We start from the raw sequence: 18,175 nt of genomic DNA, 5'->3' as shown, positions 1-18,175 counted from the left end.
CTTCCCGTGAAGAAGGCTGCTGCTGTTGAATACGTTCGCGTCTGCTCCACCTACGGCGCAGGCTTCTTCTACATCCCCGGCACGGAAACCTGCCTGCGCGTCTCTGGCCGCGTCCGCGCTGAGTACCAGTACCTCGAGCCGCAGTTCCGCGAAGACGCCTCGATCGGCTTCCGCGCTCGTGGCCGCGTCGCTCTCGACGCCCGCACCGCCACCGCTTACGGCCTCCTGCGCACCTACATCCGCATGGAAATGGATCGTAACACCGGCGTGTACGCTTCTCAGACTGGCGCCTTCGCGGCGAACGTTTCGCCGAACATCGCTCAGGCCTACATCCAGTTCGGTGGCCTGACCGCTGGTCGTTCGACCTCGTTCTTCGCCAACGGCGACCTGCCGAACGGCAACATCACCACGCTCCGCTTCTACGACTACCCGGACGTGAACCTGCTGGCCTACACCTTCTCCTTCGGCAACGGCTTCTCCGCCACCCTGTCGCTTGAAGAGGGTTCGTTCGCCGGTAACCTCCTGGGCGCTGGCGACACCGCGTCCACGGCTGGCCAGCGTTGGCCCGACCTCGTCGGCAACGTGAAGTACGCCGGCACCTGGGGTTCGGCTCAGCTCTCCGGTGCTCTGCACCAGAGCCGCTCTACCGCGTTTGACCCGATTGATGCCGACTTCCTCGACAGCGAGCTCGGCTGGGCCATCGGCGCGCAGGTCGGCATCAACCTGCCGGCTCTCGCCGCTGGCGACGCTCTGTGGTTCGCTGCTGCCTATGCTGACGGCGCTCTCGGCTACCTCGGCTTCGGCTCGGCCGTGACGGGTGTTGGCGCTTCCGGCAACCTCCGCTCGGTCCCGGTCGTCGATGCCTTCGTCGGCGCTGATGGCGACGTCGAGACCGCCTCCGGCTGGCAGGTCGCCGGTGGTCTGCGTCACTACTGGGCGCCCACCCTGCGCTCGAACCTCCATGGTTCGTACGCTAGCGTCGAGTACGATGGCGCGGCTGAAGCTGGCGTCGCTGTTGCCGACTTCGACGAGTGGCGCGTTGGCGTCAACACCTTCTGGACGCCGGTCTCCGGCCTAGATATCGGTGTTGAGGTTCTCTACGCGAACATCGACGTCGAAGGTGTCGACCTCGACGAAGACGACCGCTGGGAAGCTCGCTTCCGCATCCAGCGCGACTTCTAATCGGCTCGTCTGATTGGACAGGAAACCCCGGTGGAAACACCGGGGTTTTCTTTTGCCAATCACGATCTTGCATTACGAGGAAACCTAAGTGTCTGAAGCTGTCTTCGCTCGGGAGATCTATCGCCGGCGCAAGGAGATGAACCTTTCACTCCGAGAGCTTGCTCGAATCACAGGCATTGCAGCATCTACGATCTCCCGCATCGAGAATGGCCGCTTGTCGCCGACCTTGGATGTGGCGGCCAAACTAGCATTGGCGCTCAAGTTGGAGCCATCACAGGTTACTAAAGGCCAAGCGGAGGTTCGTGCTGAGCTGAAGTCAGTCACTGATATAGAGGAGAACGCGCTTGAGGCTCCTTCACAAGTTGTCACCTATCGGAAGCTAGGACGCACAATCCTTCGCAGAGGCATCCGCCGCAATCTGAGCAGGATCGCCGCCCGAAATGGCTATGAGATGGCTATTCTTCTCAGAGGAAGTTTTCAGCTCCGTACGAACGATGGTTTCAGAGAGAATTTAAAAGCTGGCGCGACAATCAATTGTAAACTCATTGCTAACCACACGTATTTTGCCGTTCCAGCCGAAGAGGCAGAACTGCTATGGATTGCATGACACAATCGAGGACCACTTTCGTGGAGGCATAATACTACGCCAGCCATTCAGTTGAGCTCAGCCGCGCAACCAATGCGTTATTCTCAAGGTGGGCATCGTAGCTGCTCCCGGATCCATGCGATGCAATTGCAAGCCGGTGTTGAAGCCATGCACATTTCAGAGCCCTTGATGGAGAATAGGAGGACCGCAACCCATATTCCCGTATATGAAGAACGGCTTTCTCAACGACCAGCATCGCGTGGCTTTCGAGCTTGCAAGGGATGAGCACCGACGCGGAGGCTTCAAGGCACGAAAATGTGGAGCCAAGACGCGCAACGGCGGCCAATGCGGAATGCCTCCATTAACCGGACAGTTGCGGTGCCTACGTCACGCCGGCCCCGCCGGTGCACGTCGCCATCGAGAAACTCAGCTCCGCGAACTTGCAGCCGGGCGACTTGATCCAGTCATTTTTGAACGGGCAGAACGGCGGCGCGCTGTAAACCGGCTCCAACGGGCCTGGAAGACGGACCCATGGACGCATGGCGCCACGATCGATCTTGGAATGCATGAAGAGGCATTCCGGACGGCTTTAGGGGTATGGGGTCTAAAGTTAGACATTATTCCGCCTGCGGTTCTTGACTGGGCACGCTGGCGCTTCCGCAGGACTCATCTAGATCGACGCAATTCGGCGGCGTGGTGCGAGATCCTTGATGATTTGCCGATGAAGATTGCTGCCGCCGGAACACCGGGCGGTGATAAACTCCCCACTCAGACGGGGGTATTGCCGGTCCACATCGTTGCGGAAAAGCTGTCACCCTGGTCCCGGCGCCGACGACCAGAGGGTATCGATAAAGGCCAAGCAACTCCGCCGACATCGCGAGCAAATCGCTGGGGGGCCCTGCTGCAAGAGCCAGACGCGCTATGGGATTTCTTTGTCCAGCACCGGCGCGATCTCATGCCTGTCCTTGCCCTGTGCCAGACCGACGAGGAGCGGCTGCGTGTTGCCGCAGCGTACCGGGATCTGATTGAGCTTTCTGGACACCCCACCGCCGCGCGAGCTTGGAGCACGCTCCTAAGGGAACTCTCTAGCGATCGTGCGTGACGTTCATGCCGGACCGGGTATTCAAGGTAATCGATGCATTTTGCATTGAATACCCAGAAAAGCATCGTCCGTGACGACTATGCCGACTTGGGTGTTCAAGGTGTTGAAAGTGTTCATCCCTTCCTCTTTAGGTGAACAAGAAAGAAGGGCAGAGAGAAGGCCGGCGGCGTGGGGAGCGCAGGGGAAAGAAAGGGGGCGGTGGCGCATAGAAAAAGGAGGGGCGCGGATGCGCCCCTTGGATACCTTGAACACCTAAGCCGGCATGATCGTCATGGATGATACAGCTTCGGGTATTCAGCGGCATAGCGTCGAACACCCGAAGCCGAGCATTGCGCCCCCAGCTAGAACGAGAACGGATCGGGCTCAGTCCGGCTGCCTGTATCCGTCTCGTCCGAACTGGTCTTGGTGATGGTAAGCACCTTTTTGCCGTTGATCCTCCGGTAGGTCACGGCGAGACCAAGATCAGCAAGAGCGCCCGGGTCCAGCCGTGCGATGGCTTGGCCCAACCCTTGCGGGGACCGGATTGGGAGTTTGCTTTGTGCGCCAAATGGACTCGTTAGGACGGTAAGGAGGTCGGCGAAGCTGCCCTCCCAGATTCCACCCTCGACCTTGCTCATGAGGTCCAACAACGTCGCGACGACCGGGTCGCCGGATGCAGCATCAGTCTGCTGTTCGCGCCAGCTCTCCCGCAGGGCTTCGATCAGCAGGTTGGGCTTCCAACCCATAGCCCGCGCGGCCGCTTCGGCGAAAATAAGCGGGCCAGCAAGGCGCTCCAGGGGCTTGCCGGCCCACTCCGAAGCCACCGTCCGCCATCCGGCCAGCCCGCCCGCGAGCAAATCGAGAAATGCGCCGAGCAGGGCGGGGCGATGCTTCTGCCATGCATCATCTAGGAGCGGCTTAGGCGCTGTTACCGTTCGTGGTTCGAGCACCACGCGGGCCATCCTAGACAGGAGGTCTGGCCGGCTGCTGAGATCCGGGATTACGGTGGTGAACATCACGGGCGCCAAGACCTCCGCACTGTAGAGATCGCCGTTCGTGTAGTACTGGCGCGCCGTGAGCGCCGTTCCGGTTGCGAAGCCGCACAACATGTCGGCCATCTCCGGCGAGACGTTGGAAGTGTTGTCCAGGGCCGTGATGCCCTGACCCTTGGCGAGTGCGACGAGACCAAGGATATCCCGCGGCGCTGCCGAGAGGGGAGGGTTCGTCGGATCGCACAAATCCTTGAGGCGAAGGGCTGTGGTCGTCTTGCCGGCGCCGGCCGGCCCAGTCAGGAGCAAATGGGCGACTTCGCCGTCGCGCCGCATGGCGCTCGTCAGGAAGAGAAGCACGCCTGCCTGGGCTTGAACCCCCGGATCCCTGGCGCTCGCTGACAAACGCTGCGGGAGAGCGATGTGCTGCCCGAGCATCTGCAGGAAATCGCGCCCTTTCATCCCGGCGGGAAGCGAGGGGAGCGGACGGAGATTGGACCGGCGAGGGAACCGGACCGGCGCGATATTTCCCGGGATAATCCGGTTTCTGGCAGGCGAGACCTCGATCACCTCGCCGGCATCATTCGCCATGTTGATGTAGATGTAATCGCCTGCCGCCCCGCCGTGGGGTGCAGAACGAACGCCCGCCGGGAACTCCGGCGCGGAGTGTGCCATGGCATAGAGTGTCTCGACCAAATCGGCTACACCCTTGGGCGGCAGGTGCACGCTCCGGTCCGGGAGTTGACGCAGGGCGGCAAAAATGGCGTCGATCACCTCAGCGGATTTTAGGTCGAAGTGCTCGACCCCACGACTTGTGGGCAGGGCGATGAACCGGCCGGTCCTGCTCCGCCAGAGTTCCACGCCTGGAAGGGCGAGAATGGCGTCCTCGGCCCTCCGCAAGACCGTGCCGCCGCTCCGAGAGGAGGTAGTTCCTTCAGCCCCCTCTGCTGGAGAAGCCTTCGACCAGCACCGTCCGAACTGCCGCTTGCGGCTGAAGTCGCCATGCTTGTCGCCTGGGAGCAGTTCACCCGCCTCATGCGTCACGGCCATAGCGAGCGTGACCTCCAGGGAAGTGCCGGCCCGGCGTGCAAGGCTAATCAGGGAAATGGTCGCGGCCGACCGATCTCCTTCCGCGTATCCCTCCAGACGGGGCGTTCCAAAGCGATCAGCCAGCGGACCCGCAACGCCCGCGTAGCGTTGCCGAAGGAACGCGTCTTTAAAAAGTGCATCATCAACTTGCGTGCGCAATTCCACCGGCAGATCACCAAGGACATGTGCATCCTTGACGGCGGGCCATACAGCCTCAACGCGAGAAACCTCATCCAGCGTGAGCCCCTCGATACCATGGCCCGTCGCCAAGGTGGGCACGCTGGAGTGCGTGCCCACCTTGGCTTGCTTGGAGGCGCTCTTCCGAGGCGGGAACTGCACCGCCAGGTGCTCAGGGTTGACCGGCGGGGCGGAGGGATCGGGCGTACCCACCAGATAGGCCAACCGCGGGCGATAGCCATGCTGATTGCGCTTCTCTTGAGGGGGTACGTTAAACGTTCCCGGTGCTCTCCCAATCCGAGAGGGTTCATAAACGGCATCTGACCCGGTGGCGGCGCACGCATTGCCCCACAGTTCCCGATCCGCTCCGGGAGACCACTTGAACCACAAATGCTCCCCGTTACCGGACCGAATCCGGGCAGCAGGATCAACGCCTACGTCCGCAACAGCCTTGTCGGCGGCGGCGTTCACCACGGTGTGGGCTTGCGCCTCCTCCATGCTCCTAGCCAGCGATTTCCGGTCGAAGTCCTTCAAGGCATGAATGGCCTGGACCACGTGCTTGTCGGCAGGCTTTTGGCCGTTGAAATTCGCCTGGACCGGGTTCGTGCAGATATAGATATTGCGGCCTTGATCCTCTGCGTCGGCGAGGAACGCGAAGAGTTCAATACCATCAGGATCGTGGTTGAGGCTCCAGGTGAAGCCCTGGAGCTGCTTGTTCCCGTCCACTGGCAGCATTGTGGTGAAGGCGATGCTGCTCTCAGGCGAAAACATCTGCTTCACGAAGGCAAGCAGCGAACCGAAACGCGCCGGACGGGATGCAACGAGCACCGTATGGATCAAGCCCCAGATCAGCGTATCCCGTTCAAATCCCCGAACCGTACGGAGCAGGCCAAGTGCCTCGTGCACTGCCTTGGAGTATCTCAGAGGAAAGTCCAATCCTGCAACTGGGAAATGCGCATCCAAGTCGCGGGCGAGATGCTTTGCATCACCCTCGTTCGGACTGAACCCGATAGCCTTTTGGTAGGAGTAGCCCTTCCCAATAAGAAGCCGACTGACAGCGTCGCCAAACGCCACAGGATCACCTGCATCAATGGCGCTCAATCCGGTCTGGCCAAGGGCAATGTTGAGCAAATTCGTGACATGGCGGAGGGGCGCAACATCATCGTCAAGCGTGCAAAGCGCGGAAGTCATAAGTATAATCTTTCGAATAGAAGTAAGTGACAGAGGATGCCCTAACGCGGCATGGACTGGCGCGTTGGGGCGTTCTGCTTCGGTGCTAGCGGGAACGCTGGGTCCGCTGGTCGCGGATGGCCTGCACTGCCGCGGCGTTGCGTCCCGGCTCGGGCGTCCACGGGGTGGCGCTGTCGGCCAAGCGGATTACGTCCTCCGTGCGGAGGACAACGCGGCCGAGGGAGCGATGGAGCGCCACGCGCCCCATGCCAGCGAGCCGATAGAGTTGCGCCCGCGAGACACCGAGGACCTGCGCGGCCTTCGCAATGGGGAGGAAGTGGGTCTGGCGCCAGTCGGGAGAGAGCGCGGTGCGTTGCATTTATGTTCTCCGTAAAATTCAGGCCGTCGTGGCCCTTGGTTACGGAGATGCCCCTGTTGACATAGTTGGAGGGGGCCTAAACGGCCAACTTCCTCGCCCTACAAAACCTACAAAACTCCTGTGAGCCGCTTGCGGATTGCGTTGATGGTTAGATCTCGCCACTCGTCTCGCTCGTGCAGGGTCTTCGCAATGGCACTTACCGATAGGCTCGGGCGCCGACGCCGTATCTCCCGAGCGGCGGAGATGAGCGCGGCGTTCTTCTGTGCGCGGGGCTGCCGCGGCGTTCTTGCGCCTTCTTCGCGGGCACGCTCAATTTCGAGCTGGTCCGCGAGCTCGTGCAACCGAAGAGCCTTAATGAGCAGCAATTCTGGTGGGCTCGAAGCCGGCAGCCTGGCGGCGCCCATTGCCATCATTAGGCGAAGCGCGTCCACGCGCGAAAGCTTTGGACCGTCGCCCTCTCCGGTGGGAAGAAGCTCACCTAAGGTTTGATGCACAACCTTGGAGACCGGGTCAGTCTCGCCTACTCCATCGCTTGCCAGCTCATCCGTGATTTCCTCATGATCCTGCAGCGCCGCATGGCGCAAGAGCCTTCGTTCGTGTTGTGACAGACCTTTCAAGGCGGGAGCGAACGCAAGGACTTTTCGCCGAGCCCTCTTCCATGCGCCCCACGCGTATGCCTTGAACTGCTCCTCCAATGCCCCGTGATCGGGGGAGGACGGCTTGTCTTCGCTCATCTGCCGGCCTTAACTCAGACGACGTGCAGACGGGCCGGCGCGGCAGGTGCGACGGGCTCCACGGCCCGCCGGACGATGTCGCTAACGTCATCGAGCACGTAGGCTGCATAATGCTTCTCGATCATGGCGACCGAGGTGTCATGCGCGAGCGCCACAAATCGTGTCGAGACATTGGCGCGCAGCATCCGCACGATCGAGGTATGCCGGAGAGAATAGGGAATCGTCCCGATGGGGAGATTTGCCGCTACGACAATCTCTTTCCAAGGTCGAGTCAGTTCCGCGGCGGCTCTCCAGGGGCTGCGCTCGACCCGCTCCCAGACGATCGGGGCCACTTGGCGGTGTCGCCACCGCTCCAGCAGGGCCTCGTGGCCCTTGCGGCCGTGGAGGATGGGACGGAGCCGCTCGATGACATCTTCTCCCACAGGAACGCCGATGTGGGTCGCTGACTTCGCACCCTTGCCCTTGGCGGAGCGCGGGACCATGATCCGCAGATCGTTAACAAGAACATCGCGGACGCGGAGCCGCGCGACTTGAGAGAAGCGTGCCCCCGTCGCAGCCAGCACAAGAACAAAACGGCCAAGGTCGGCTGTTTCGTCCAAGTCGAACGCCGCCGCCGTGAGTGTCCGGACGTCTGCGGCCGTTAGGATCTGGCGCTCCCGGGCTTCGTCGGCGGAGAGCAGCGCCTTCGTGCCGACTTTCACCTCGTCTCGGATGTGGGGGCCAAGTACCCGCCGATGCTCGTCGATGGCGGTGTTGAGTGCAGCGCGCAGGTCGTTGAGGAGGCGATTCACCGTGGCAGGCCGGAGCTCCGGCGATAAACGCTTGCGCCACTCCTTTAGTGCACTTGCGGTCACGCGGGAGAGCCGCAGGTCGGATATCTTGGGATCGGACAGGACATGGAGCGTGAGCCGGGACTTCGCGTCGGCCCCGGCCCGCTTGCTCCGGGCCTCCCGGACCTTAATGTAGGCGTTCACGGCCTCGCGGACCGTGAGCGCCAGCCCATTGGCATCGCCGGCGTCCAGGGCGGCAAAGGCTCGCTCTCGGCCTTCCGCCCAGCTTAAAGCGGCCCGCACCGCGGCGGCGTAGCCCAAGGCCTCCGCCGCGGCGCCCATGTCGTCCGCGAGGCCAATGCGTTCCTCGGCCCTCCGTCCGCCTTGGACGATCTTCGCAACCCAGGTTCCCGCGCCACGCAGAGGCTTCCGGTACCCGAGATAAAGACCGCCGCGGCCATGGCCGATCCCGCGCCAATACGGGTTCTTGGCGGCAGCGAGCTTGGACCGCTTGGCTGGGGTGTCAATGTTGGCGAACTTCGACATGGCGGTCCGTCTCACAATTTATCTCACAGTGACGTGTGAGACGGATGGTACGGCCATGACAGCAAATCTCAAGTAAAATTAGGTGTTTGGCGTTGTCATGTTTGTCATGGACGACACCCTACCGCCCTCTCACGGCGAAAACAGGGGTTCGAGTCCCCTAGGGAGCGCCAAAGGTTCTCAGAAAAAGCCCCGCTTTGGCGGGGCTTTTCTTTTTCTGGTTCGACGGCGCTAAAAGAGCATGTCACATCACTACGAAATCGCATCTAGTGTGGCTGGCACTGCTCTCGATCAGACGAATTGGGCTGCCACCCTCGGCAGTGTGAGTCTTATTCTGCCGGCGTCAGGTGGGCTGCCGGGCCGGGAGCAAAATCCCGGGCCGGGCGGAACACGAAATAGGCAAATATCATCATGGCCGCCAGCACCAGCACGGACGCGAGGCCGGCGACGGGATCAGCCGCATGATAGCCCAAGTGGATGGCCGCAACGGCCATCGTGAGCACGACGGTGCCGACGGACCACAGGACAACCTGGAACATCGCCAACCGGCTCGTGTCGAGGGCAGGGCGACGCTCGTAATAGATGCCGAAGAGGAACAGGGAGACCCATCCCAATAGGTTGAGGTGAGCATGGGCCGGCATCAGGGCGTGGTTCTGGGTCATTGCCATACCAATTCCCATAGCCATGCCGGCGATGACGAACAGAACGGCGAGCCTGAAGCTGAGTGAAGAAGCGTGCATGAGGCGTCCTCCGAAGTTTCCCCGAGTTGATGTCGGTTTATACTTATAAGGAGGAGCAGTATGACTGATGTGTGCAGGAGCACAAACATCATGATTACAATGTCATCGCTGCAATGATGCATCGTGCAGGTAAACGATGTCGGGATACATTATCGCGAATGCACGAGATAGTGGGTCGAGGTGCCCGTTTTGCTGCAAAGCAGATCACTACTTCTGCCAGCTGCTCTAGACATCTGCCGCCGTGGCTCTCGGACCAACATTGGGCCATTTTTCCCATTTTCCACCGCCAAAAGCAAAACGGCCCGCGCATGCGGGCCGTCGGCAAAGTTGCTGCATCTCAGCTGCGCTGGGTTACGCGCGATTTGCGGGATCCGGAGGGTTTCCCCTTCGAACGCCTGTGCTTCTTCCAGGACGGTCTGACACGAGCTTTGCAGGCCAAGGCACTCTCCTACGGCTTGTTGCGGTGTTCTGGTTGCGGTGTGTCCGGATCGGTTCTCTCAAGGCCCTTCCGCTGATCGTTCTCAGTCAGGCGGCGGTTGCCGGCGGAGCGATCACCCTGCCCAGCGCGATCCGGGCTGCTATCGTCCGCATGCACGATGCTGGTGTTCACGCTCTGCTCGGCTAAGCCTTGAGCACGATCCTTGCCCTTGCCGGGCATGGGATCAGTCGCCGCTCTGGATGTCGCGACGGTGAGCTCCGGAGCCTGTGCCCTGCTGATCCTGAAGGGCGTGCTCGCAACGCTCCACATGGCTTGCGGCGCGCTGCTGCAATTCCTGCTTGTTGTGGCAGGGGTCGGTGACGTCTTGCTGGCAGAACTGGCACTTCATGATGGCCTCCTTCGGGCGCGAACAGGAGGCCAACGTGAGGGCGCTTTCAGGGTTCCGGGCTTGTTTAGAAACTTTCCATTCAGCAGCCTTGAGCGTTAGAGCATCGTGCGGATCCCTGGGCCCGGTCACACGATGCTCTCATCCAAGAAGAAAGCATCGGATCCGATCCCAAAAGTGCAAGTCCACTTTCGGGCCCGATGCCTCAGCCGTAGAGGTAGCGCGGCAGCCAGAGGCCAATATCCGGGAAGGTGTAGAACATGGCCATGGCGATGATGACGAGGAAGAGGAACGGCATGACGCCGGCGAAGATCTCGTTGATGCTCACATGCGGCGGCGCGATGCCCTTCAGGTAGAAGGGCGCCATGGCCACAGGCGGCGACAGGAACGACGTCTGGATGTTCAGCGCGATCAGGATGCCGAAGAAGATCGGATCGATGCCGAAATTGTCGAGGAGCGGCAGGAAGATCGGCACGAAGATCACGACGATCTCAGTCCATTCAAGCGGCCAGCCGAGCACGAAGATGATCACCTGCGTCAGGATCAAGAACCAGAAGGGAGAGAGGTTCAGGCCCGTGACGAAATTCTCGACAGGCTGATGTCCGCCGAGAAAGGCAAAGATCGACGAGAAGATGAAGGAGCCGACAAAGAGCCAGCACACCATGGCCGAGGTGCGAGCGGTGAGAATGACCGATTCCTTCAACTTGCCGAGCGACAGGGACCGATAGGCGGCCGCGAGCAGCAGACTGCCGAGAGCGCCGACGGCCGCGGCTTCCGTCGGGGTTGCGATGCCGAAGAAGATGGCGCCGAGCACCGACAGGATGAGCAGTGCCAGCGGGAAGAACGACGTGGCCAGGGACCAGACGACCTTGGCGAGAGGAACCCTGCGCTCCTCTGCGGGCAGTTTGGGGGCGAGGCTCGGATTGAGGGCGCAGCGGACGATGACGTAGAACGTGTAGAGCGCCGCCAGCATGAGGCCCGGGAAGAGGGCGCCCGCATAGAGCTTCGGCACGGAAACGCCGGCGGTCGCGCCATACAGGATGAGCAGCACGCTCGGCGGAAGCAGAATGCCCAGGCACCCGCCGGCGCAGACGACGCCTGCGGACAGCCTCACGTCGTAGCCTGCCTTCAGCATGGCCGGGAAGGCGAGGAGGCCCATGAGAGTCACCACGGCGCCCACGATGCCCGTCGCGGTTGCAAACAGTGCGCAGGTGACAAGCGTGGCGATGGCGAGCGAGCCCGGAAGGCCCCCGATGGCGATCTGGATCGAGTAGAACAAACGGTCGAGAATGTTCGCCCGCTCGATGATGTATCCCATGAAGACGAAGAGCGGGATGGCGACCAGCGTGTCGTTCGTCATCACCGAATAGGCGCGCTGCACCACGAGCGCGAACACGATGTCGCCCATGGCGAAATAGCCGAAGCCGAACCCGAGGGCCATCAGCGTGAACGCGATGGGAAACCCCAGCATAATGAAGACCACGAACAGGCCGAGCATCACCACGCCCAGTTCGGGATTCCCCAGCCCCCAAGATGCCAGCATCAGATGACCCCCTTCGTGAGGCCTTGTTGCTCGGCCTGTTCAAGAATGAGCTTTTCGGTTTCTTCCACATCATGCAGCCGCTGCGGCCACTCGCCGGTGCGCAGGCACTGAATGCAGCGGATCACTTCGGCGATGCCTTGGAACGCCATCAGCACGCCTGCGAGAGGAATCAGCGCTTTGAAAGGGTAGATCGGCGGCCCGTTCGGCGAGTTCATGGAATGCTCGTTCATCATCCATGACATTTGGGAAAACGGAATGCCGGCATAAACGAGAGCGAGAATGCCGGGAAAGAAGAACAGAAAGTAGAGAAGCAGATCCAGACCCGCCTGCCGGCGCGGCCGCCAGTTGCGGTAAAGAAAGTCGCCTCTCACGTGGCTGTTGCGGGCAAGCGTGTAAGGGCCCGCGATCATGAAGAGCAGGCCGTAGAGCATGTAGCTCGCATCGAAAGCCCATTCGGTCGGGGCTCTCAGCACATAGCGCGAAAACACCTCGTAGCAGACCGCGAAGGTGAGGGCGAGAATGGCCCAGGCAACGGTCTTGCCAATGAACGTATTGATGCGGTCGATGAAGTAGACGAAGCGCATGGGCGAGGCCCTTTTCGGAAGCCTGCGGGACACCAGCGCATCGTGCGGAAAAGTGGATCCGGTTTTCCGGCCCACACGATGCGCAGCTTAAGGGATTGAGCATTGGATAGATCCCAAAAGTGCCAATCCACTTTTGGGTCCGATGCTCTACGAGGGCGGCATCATGCGTGCCGCCCTCGTCGTTGAAGAAGCATCAGATGGACCCGACGGGCCGGCCGTTCCTCAAGTGATCTTGAAGAAGTGGTCGTAGGCCATGTCGCGCGAAGGTTCATTCAGGCGCTCATAGGCATAGGTCCGCTGCACCCAGGCCTTCTGGCTGTCGATCACCTTCTTGAAGAACGGATCCTTCGAGAACTCGTCGATGACCTTGTTCCAGGCGTCGAGCTGAACTTTCAGCACCGAGTCCGGCGTCTTCTTCACCTGGACGCCGCGGCCGCGGATGGCCTCGAGGTCCTTGGAATAGCGATCGAGCGCCTTCCAGGACATGTCGGCCGAAGCGGCTTCCGACGCATATTTGATGATGGCCTTCAGCTCCGCCGGGAGCCCATCGTACTTCGCCTTGTTGAAGATGAGCTCGAAGGTCTCACCGGACTGGTGATAGCTCTGGAGCATCAGGTTCTTCGACACGTCGGGGAAGCCGAGCACGAGGTCGGAGGACGGATTGTTGAACTCCGCGCCGTCGATGACGCCGCGCTCCAGGGCCGGCACGATCTCGCCGCCGGCCAGGATGGTGACGGCGGCCCCGAGCTGGCGGTTGAGGTCGGCGGCCAGGCCCACCGTGCGGTACTTCAGCCCCTTGAAGGCATCGGCCGAGGTCACCTCGCTCTTGAACCAGCCGAGAGGCTGGGCAGGCATCGGGCCCGACAGGAAGCCGACGATGTTGAGCTTGAGAATCTGCTGCTGCAGCTCGTTGTAAAGATCGTAGCCGCCGCCATAATTCATCCAGCCCAGGAACGAGTTGGCATTCCATCCGAAGGATGGGCCGGTGCCGAACAGAGCGAAGGCTTTGTTCTTACCGTACCAATAGGCCGCCACGCCATGGCCGCCGTCGAGAATGCCGGCATGCACGGCGTCCTGCAATTGGAACGCCGGAACGACGGCCCCGGAGGCGAGAACGTCGAGCTTCAGGCGTCCGCCCGACATGTCGTTCACGCGCTTGGCGAAGTCGTTGCAGAATTCATGGAAGATGTCGCGGTTCGGCCAGGTCGACTGGAATTTCCAGGTGGCGGTCTGGGCTCTTGAAACCTGAGGTGCTGCGACCGTTGCGGCCGCTCCCAGGCCGGCAACCTGCAGGAACCGACGGCGAGACTGCTTGGATGCACTCGGAGTCTGGGACGCTGACGATTTGTCTTTTTTCACTGCTTCCTCCCTCAACCTTACACTTGTGAAGGGTCGCGTTTTCTTATGCTGGAACGCGTTATTCCGCAGAGGATGGTGTGTCATTTCCCCTGTGACTTCAAGGGGTGCGCAGGGGCGTGCGGTATAGACCTCTGGACTAGATGAGTTTGACTTCACCGGCCGATGTTCGGCATCGATCTTCTTCTACGAAGACCTTGCTAGAGCTGCCGCTCCATCGACGGAGCGGCCCGATGCCGGGCGCACGGCATCGGCGTGAGCCGGCGGCCTCAAAGCCTTCTCGGGTCTGCATCACGCGCTTGTGATGGTCAGGCGCGCTCAAGGGCTTGGATGAGATCCTCCAGCAGATCGTCCTTGTGCTCCAGCCCGACCGACAGCCGCACCAGTCCATCGGTGATCCCCATCTCGGCGCGCTGCTCGGGCGTGAAGCGCTGATGGGTGGTGGTGGCCGGATGCGTCACAAGACTTTTCGCGTCGCCGAGGTTATTGGAGATCCTGATCAGCCTGAGGGCATTCAGGAAGCGGAAAGCACCGTCCTTGCCGCCTTTGACGTCAAGCGCGATCATGGTCGAGGCGCCGCTCATCTGGCGCCGGATCAGGTCTGCCTGCGGATGGTCCGGGCGTCCCGGATAGGTCAGGCGCCGCAGCTTCGGGTGATCGTGAAGAGCATCCGCGAGATAGCCCGCATTGGCCGTCTGCCGTTCGACGCGCAGGGGCAGCGTCTCGAGGCCCTTCAGAAGAACCCAGGCGTTGAAAGGCGAGATCGACGGTCCCGTCATGCGCAGGAATTGCTGCACCTTGGTCTCGATGAATTCAGTGGAGCCGAGGATCGCGCCACCCAGACATCGGCCCTGGCCGTCGATATGCTTGGTGGCCGAATACACCACGCAATCGGCGCCAAGCGCGAGCGGCTTCTGGAAGAGCGGTGTCGCGAAAACATTGTCGACGGTGAGCGTCGCACCGGCCGCATGGGCAATCTCGGCAACTGCCGCGATGTCGACGATCTCCAGGCTCGGATTGGTGGGCGTCTCCAGCAGGAACGCCTTGGTCTCGGGCCTCACGGCCTCGCGCCATTGACTCAAGTTCGTGCCGTCGACCAGGGTGCAGCCGACGCCGAAACGGGGCAGGAAATCCTCCACCACCCAGCGGCAGGAGCCGAAGAGGGCGCGGGCTGCCACCACATGATCGCCGGCTTGCACCTGGCCGACCATGGCAGCCGTGACAGCCGCCATGCCGCTCGCCGTCGCGCGAGCTGTTTCCGCGCCTTCGAGCCCGGCGATGCGCTGCTCGAAAGCATCGATGGTGGGGTTCGAGTAGCGGCTGTAGCTGTAGCCCGGTTCCTCGTTCAGGAAACGCCGCTCGGCGCTCTCGGCGCTCTCGTAGACGAAGCCCTGGGTGAGGAACAGCGCCTCGGAGGTCTCCCCAAAGGACGTGCGCTGGTTGCCCTCATGAACGAGACGGGTTTCAAGGCGAAAGGACGGCTCTTTGGGCGGGGTCATTCATCGATCCTACGATTGTTCTTTATAAAGAACAACCGTCTTCTTTTGGCGGAAAGTCTCCGCCTTCACCGCTCAGCCCACATTGCCGCGGAGAAACTCCTTGCGGGTCTCCTCGATGAGGCGCTTCACGCAGGGCTCGAGCGACGAGCGCCAGGGCGGCAGCACCACGCCGTGCGTCTCTTTAAGCTTCGTGCAGTCGAGCCGGGAATTGGCCGGCCGTCTGGCCGGGGTAGGGTAATCCGATGTCGCAATCGGCCGCACCTTCGCCGAGGGCCCTTCGAGATGAGCCGACAGGGTGAAGATCTCCGTGGCGAACTCCGCCCAGCTGGCGAAGCCTGTTCCGGCCATGTGGAACAGGCCGCGCAGGTTCTTGTCCTCGGGCCGCTCCAGCAGGTTGCGACTGACCGCGATGATGCCGTCGGCGATGTCCAGGGCACTGGTGGGCGAGCCGTGCTGGTCGGCCACAACACTCACTTCGTCGCGGTCGCCGGCCAGGCGCAGCATCGTCTTGACGAAGTTTTTGCCGAAGGGGCTGTAGATCCAGGCCGTGCGCAGGATGGCGTAGTTCTCGGCCTCGGCTGCCACCGCTTCCTCGCCTAAGAGCTTCGAGGCGCCGTAGACGCCGAGCGGAGCGACCGGGTCATCCTCCCGATAAGGATGGTCGGCGGTGCCGTCGAACACATAATCGGTGGAGATGTGGATCAGCGGCACGTTCATGGCCGCCGCGGTGCCGGCCACGACGCCGGCGCCGATCCCGTTGATGGCCTCAGCCAGCTCCGGAGCGGATTGAGCCTGATCGACCGCCGTATAGGCCGCCGCATTCACGATGACGTCGCCGCCAGTCTCGACCAGGGCGTCCTCGATGCCCGACGGATCGGCAAGGTCGAGCTTGGGGCGGCCGACGAGGACGGCCTGCGCGCCATGCGCCCGCGCCCGCTCCGCCAGAGCGCGCGCGACCTGCCCTTCCTTGCCAATGACGATGATACGCATGGAACCCGAACCCTCTTCGATCTGGAAGCTGCTGTCTGACAGCAGCTTCCAATGACATGTCAATTGCCGATGGCAACGCCTTCGCGGCGGCTGTCGGCGCCGCCGACGAGCCCCGCCGGCGTGACAACGATGGCATGGATGCCGGAGTTCTGGTCGATCAGCTTGACCTCATGGCCCTTGGCCTCGAGGGCCGCCTTCCAGGACTCCGCTTCGGTGCCGGCTTCAAGCTCCGTCGGCCCGTTGCGGCTGCCCATGTTGGGCAGATCGGCGGCGACCTGCGGATCGAGCTTCCAGTCCAGGATGCCCACGAGCGTCTTGGCCACGTAGTTGGGAATGAGGCTTCCGCCCGGCGAGCCCACCACCGCATAGAGCTTGCCGCTGCCGTCGAGCACCATGGTTGGCGCCATGGACGAACGCGGACGCTTGCCGGCCTCGACGCGGTTGGCGATGGGCTTGCCCTCCTCCGTCGTAGCAAACGAGAAGTCCGTCAGCTCGTTGTTGAGCAGGAACCCGCTCTTCGTCATGATCCGCGCGCCGAACCCGTCCTCAATGGTGGTGGTCATGGACACGGCATTGCCGTTGCGGTCGACGATGGAGATGTGGCTCGTGCCGTACTCGATGCCGTCCGATGGTCCCCAGAGGAAGGTCTTCTGGAACGGCGGGTCGCCGGGCTTGGCCTTACCCATGGACTTGTTCGGATCGACGAGGGTGGCGCGGCTCTTGATGTAGCCGGGATCGGTCAGGCCTTTGACTGGAACGTTCACGAAGGCCGGGTCGGCCAGGAAGAGGGCGCGGTCGGCATAGGCCAGGCGGCCTGCTTCCGCGAACCAATGCACCGCATCAGGCCCGGGCTTCATCGCCGCCATGTCCTGGGTTTCCAGGACGCCCATGATCTGCTGCACGGCGACTTGGCCGGAGCTCGGCGGGCCCATACCGCAGATCCTGTAGATGCGATAATTGCCGCACAGGGCTTCGCGCTCCTGCACCTTGTAGCCCTTGAGATCATCGAGGGTCATGTCGCCGGGATTGGTCGGGTGCCCCGTCACGGTCGCCACGATGTCCTGGGCGATCTCGCCGGTGTAGAAGGCCTCTGCCCCTTTCTCGGCGACGGTGCGCAGCGTCCTGGCAAAGGCCGGGTTTTTCAGGACGGTTCCGACCGCCTTGGGCTTGCCGTCGGCCTCATAAAAATAGGCGCGCGCCACCGGATCGTTCTGGAGGTATTTCTCCTGGGTCAGCAAGCCGTTGAGGCGCGGCGAGATGGCGAAGCCTTCTTCAGCCAGGCGCGCCGCAGGCTCGATCACCTGCTGCCAGCTCAGCTTGCCCCAGTTCTTGTGAGCCATCTCGAGCAGGCGCAGGGTTCCAGGCACGCCGACGGAGCGGCCGCCCACCACAGCATCGTAAAACTTCATCGGCTTGCCGTCGGGTCCGAGAAAGCGCTCGGGCTTGGCAGCAGCGGGCGCCGTTTCGCGACCATCGAGTGCTGCCATGGTCCGGCCGTCCCAGAACACCATGAAGGCGCCGCCCCCGATGCCGGAACTCTGCGGCTCGACGAGGTTGAGAACCAGCTGAACCGCAATGGCTGCGTCGACCGCGCTGCCGCCTGCGGCCAGGATTTCACGGCCGGCCTGCGCCGCCAGGGGATTGGCGGCCGCGACCATGTCCTTCGTGGCGGTGCCGACCGACTTGGACGTGCGACCGGTCGGTGCTTCGGGAGATGGGGCAACCGCCTGAGCGAAGGCAAGCGGCGCAAAGGGCAGGCCGGCCAGGAGACCAAGACCCATGAGGCCTCGGCGAAGGGTGCTCTGAGTGATCATTCGGCGCGCTCCCTGACTATTCCGTCAAACAGGGCGAGCCTAACAAAGGATCATCCCTTTGCGCCACTTCCATTCGGCACCGAAAGAGAAGAAATTCTGCTGATGCTGCGCTGCAATATCACACT

At 62.1% G+C, this 18,175-nt stretch carries 16 protein-coding genes; 2 read left to right on the top strand and 14 right to left on the bottom strand.

From position 1 onward, the window contains the following. Both JQC81_RS25645 and JQC81_RS25640 read left to right on the top strand, forming a co-directional pair. A partial coding sequence (locus JQC81_RS25645; RefSeq protein ID WP_203274633.1) for a porin occupies positions 1–1,182 on the top strand: 1,182 nt, incomplete at its 5' end. Positions 1,183–1,270: 88 nt separating this feature from the next. Then, positions 1,271–1,789 carry a helix-turn-helix domain-containing protein gene (locus tag JQC81_RS25640; protein WP_203274632.1) on the top strand — a complete coding sequence of 173 codons (519 nt, stop codon included), beginning with the start codon at positions 1,271–1,273 and terminating at the stop codon, positions 1,787–1,789. 361 nt (positions 1,790–2,150) lie between these two features. Here the strand turns inward: JQC81_RS25640 and JQC81_RS25635 are convergent, their stop codons facing one another. The 14 genes from JQC81_RS25635 to ggt all read right to left on the bottom strand — a co-directional run bounded on the left by JQC81_RS25635 (position 2,151) and on the right by ggt (position 18,050). Further along, positions 2,151–2,336, bottom strand: a complete 186-nt coding sequence (locus JQC81_RS25635; protein WP_203274631.1) for a hypothetical protein — start codon at positions 2,334–2,336, stop codon at positions 2,151–2,153. 875 nt (positions 2,337–3,211) lie between these two features. Next, on the bottom strand, positions 3,212–6,295 hold the full coding sequence (locus tag JQC81_RS25630; protein WP_203274630.1) for an AICE element replication initiation protein: 3,084 nt from the start codon (positions 6,293–6,295) through the stop codon (positions 3,212–3,214). 85 nt (positions 6,296–6,380) lie between these two features. Further along, positions 6,381–6,653, bottom strand: a complete 273-nt coding sequence (locus JQC81_RS25625) for a helix-turn-helix domain-containing protein (protein ID WP_203274629.1) — start codon at positions 6,651–6,653, stop codon at positions 6,381–6,383. Between the two features lie 107 nt (positions 6,654–6,760). Continuing rightward, positions 6,761–7,387, bottom strand: a complete 627-nt coding sequence (locus JQC81_RS25620; protein ID WP_203274628.1) for a hypothetical protein — start codon at positions 7,385–7,387, stop codon at positions 6,761–6,763. Positions 7,388–7,401: 14 nt separating this feature from the next. Continuing rightward, positions 7,402–8,703, bottom strand: a complete 1,302-nt coding sequence (locus JQC81_RS25615; RefSeq protein ID WP_203274627.1) for a tyrosine-type recombinase/integrase — start codon at positions 8,701–8,703, stop codon at positions 7,402–7,404. 326 nt (positions 8,704–9,029) lie between these two features. Further along, positions 9,030–9,440, bottom strand: a complete 411-nt coding sequence (locus tag JQC81_RS25610) for a cytochrome b family protein (protein WP_203274626.1) — start codon at positions 9,438–9,440, stop codon at positions 9,030–9,032. Positions 9,441–9,888: 448 nt separating this feature from the next. Then, positions 9,889–10,098: a hypothetical protein gene (locus JQC81_RS25605; RefSeq protein ID WP_203274625.1), complete on the bottom strand. Its 210-nt coding sequence runs from the start codon at positions 10,096–10,098 to the stop codon at positions 9,889–9,891. Positions 10,099–10,102: 4 nt separating this feature from the next. Further along, a complete protein-coding gene (locus JQC81_RS25600) occupies positions 10,103–10,267 on the bottom strand; it encodes a hypothetical protein (RefSeq protein WP_203274624.1) in 165 nt (54 codons plus the stop codon). Between the two features lie 202 nt (positions 10,268–10,469). Then, positions 10,470–11,807 carry a TRAP transporter large permease gene (locus JQC81_RS25595; RefSeq protein WP_203274623.1) on the bottom strand — a complete coding sequence of 446 codons (1,338 nt, stop codon included), beginning with the start codon at positions 11,805–11,807 and terminating at the stop codon, positions 10,470–10,472. Then, a complete protein-coding gene (locus tag JQC81_RS25590) occupies positions 11,807–12,391 on the bottom strand; it encodes a TRAP transporter small permease subunit (RefSeq protein ID WP_203274636.1) in 585 nt (194 codons plus the stop codon). Before JQC81_RS25590 ends, JQC81_RS25595 begins: the two co-directional genes overlap by 1 nt. Positions 12,392–12,613: 222 nt before the next feature. Then, on the bottom strand, positions 12,614–13,750 hold the full coding sequence (locus JQC81_RS25585; RefSeq protein ID WP_203274622.1) for a TRAP transporter substrate-binding protein: 1,137 nt from the start codon (positions 13,748–13,750) through the stop codon (positions 12,614–12,616). Between the two features lie 305 nt (positions 13,751–14,055). Further along, positions 14,056–15,246, bottom strand: a complete 1,191-nt coding sequence (locus JQC81_RS25580; RefSeq protein ID WP_203274621.1) for an O-succinylhomoserine sulfhydrylase — start codon at positions 15,244–15,246, stop codon at positions 14,056–14,058. A 72-nt stretch (positions 15,247–15,318) separates the two neighbouring features. Further along, complete coding sequence (gene rfbD / locus JQC81_RS25575; RefSeq protein WP_203274620.1) at positions 15,319–16,236, bottom strand: dTDP-4-dehydrorhamnose reductase; 918 nt, start codon at positions 16,234–16,236, stop codon at positions 15,319–15,321. Between the two features lie 59 nt (positions 16,237–16,295). Continuing rightward, entirely contained in the window at positions 16,296–18,050 is a 1,755-nt protein-coding gene (gene ggt, locus JQC81_RS25570; protein ID WP_203274619.1) for a gamma-glutamyltransferase, read from the bottom strand. Between the last annotated feature and the right edge of the window lie 125 nt (positions 18,051–18,175).

The sequence above is a fragment of the Microvirga arabica genome (assembly GCF_016811235.1).
In the GTDB taxonomy this organism is placed as follows: domain Bacteria; phylum Pseudomonadota; class Alphaproteobacteria; order Rhizobiales; family Beijerinckiaceae; genus Microvirga; species Microvirga arabica.
This window is presented reverse-complemented; position numbering and strand designations above follow the sequence as displayed.

Bases quoted from the DNA above. Each gene is read 5' to 3' on its own strand.
- JQC81_RS25635 (WP_203274631.1), bottom strand. From the start codon at position 2,336: ATGCATTCCAAGATCGATCGTGGCGCCATGCGTCCATGGGTCCGTCTT.
- JQC81_RS25630 (WP_203274630.1), bottom strand. From the start codon at position 6,295: ATGACTTCCGCGCTTTGCACGCTTGACGATGATGTTGCGCCCCTCCGC.
- JQC81_RS25625 (WP_203274629.1), bottom strand. From the start codon at position 6,653: ATGCAACGCACCGCGCTCTCTCCCGACTGGCGCCAGACCCACTTCCTC.
- JQC81_RS25620 (WP_203274628.1), bottom strand. From the start codon at position 7,387: ATGAGCGAAGACAAGCCGTCCTCCCCCGATCACGGGGCATTGGAGGAG.
- JQC81_RS25615 (WP_203274627.1), bottom strand. From the start codon at position 8,703: ATGTCGAAGTTCGCCAACATTGACACCCCAGCCAAGCGGTCCAAGCTC.
- JQC81_RS25610 (WP_203274626.1), bottom strand. From the start codon at position 9,440: ATGCACGCTTCTTCACTCAGCTTCAGGCTCGCCGTTCTGTTCGTCATC.
- JQC81_RS25605 (WP_203274625.1), bottom strand. From the start codon at position 10,098: ATGCCCGGCAAGGGCAAGGATCGTGCTCAAGGCTTAGCCGAGCAGAGC.
- JQC81_RS25600 (WP_203274624.1), bottom strand. From the start codon at position 10,267: ATGAAGTGCCAGTTCTGCCAGCAAGACGTCACCGACCCCTGCCACAAC.
- JQC81_RS25595 (WP_203274623.1), bottom strand. From the start codon at position 11,807: ATGCTGGCATCTTGGGGGCTGGGGAATCCCGAACTGGGCGTGGTGATG.
- JQC81_RS25590 (WP_203274636.1), bottom strand. From the start codon at position 12,391: ATGCGCTTCGTCTACTTCATCGACCGCATCAATACGTTCATTGGCAAG.
- JQC81_RS25580 (WP_203274621.1), bottom strand. From the start codon at position 15,246: ATGACCCCGCCCAAAGAGCCGTCCTTTCGCCTTGAAACCCGTCTCGTT.
- rfbD (WP_203274620.1), bottom strand. From the start codon at position 16,236: ATGCGTATCATCGTCATTGGCAAGGAAGGGCAGGTCGCGCGCGCTCTG.
- ggt (WP_203274619.1), bottom strand. From the start codon at position 18,050: ATGATCACTCAGAGCACCCTTCGCCGAGGCCTCATGGGTCTTGGTCTC.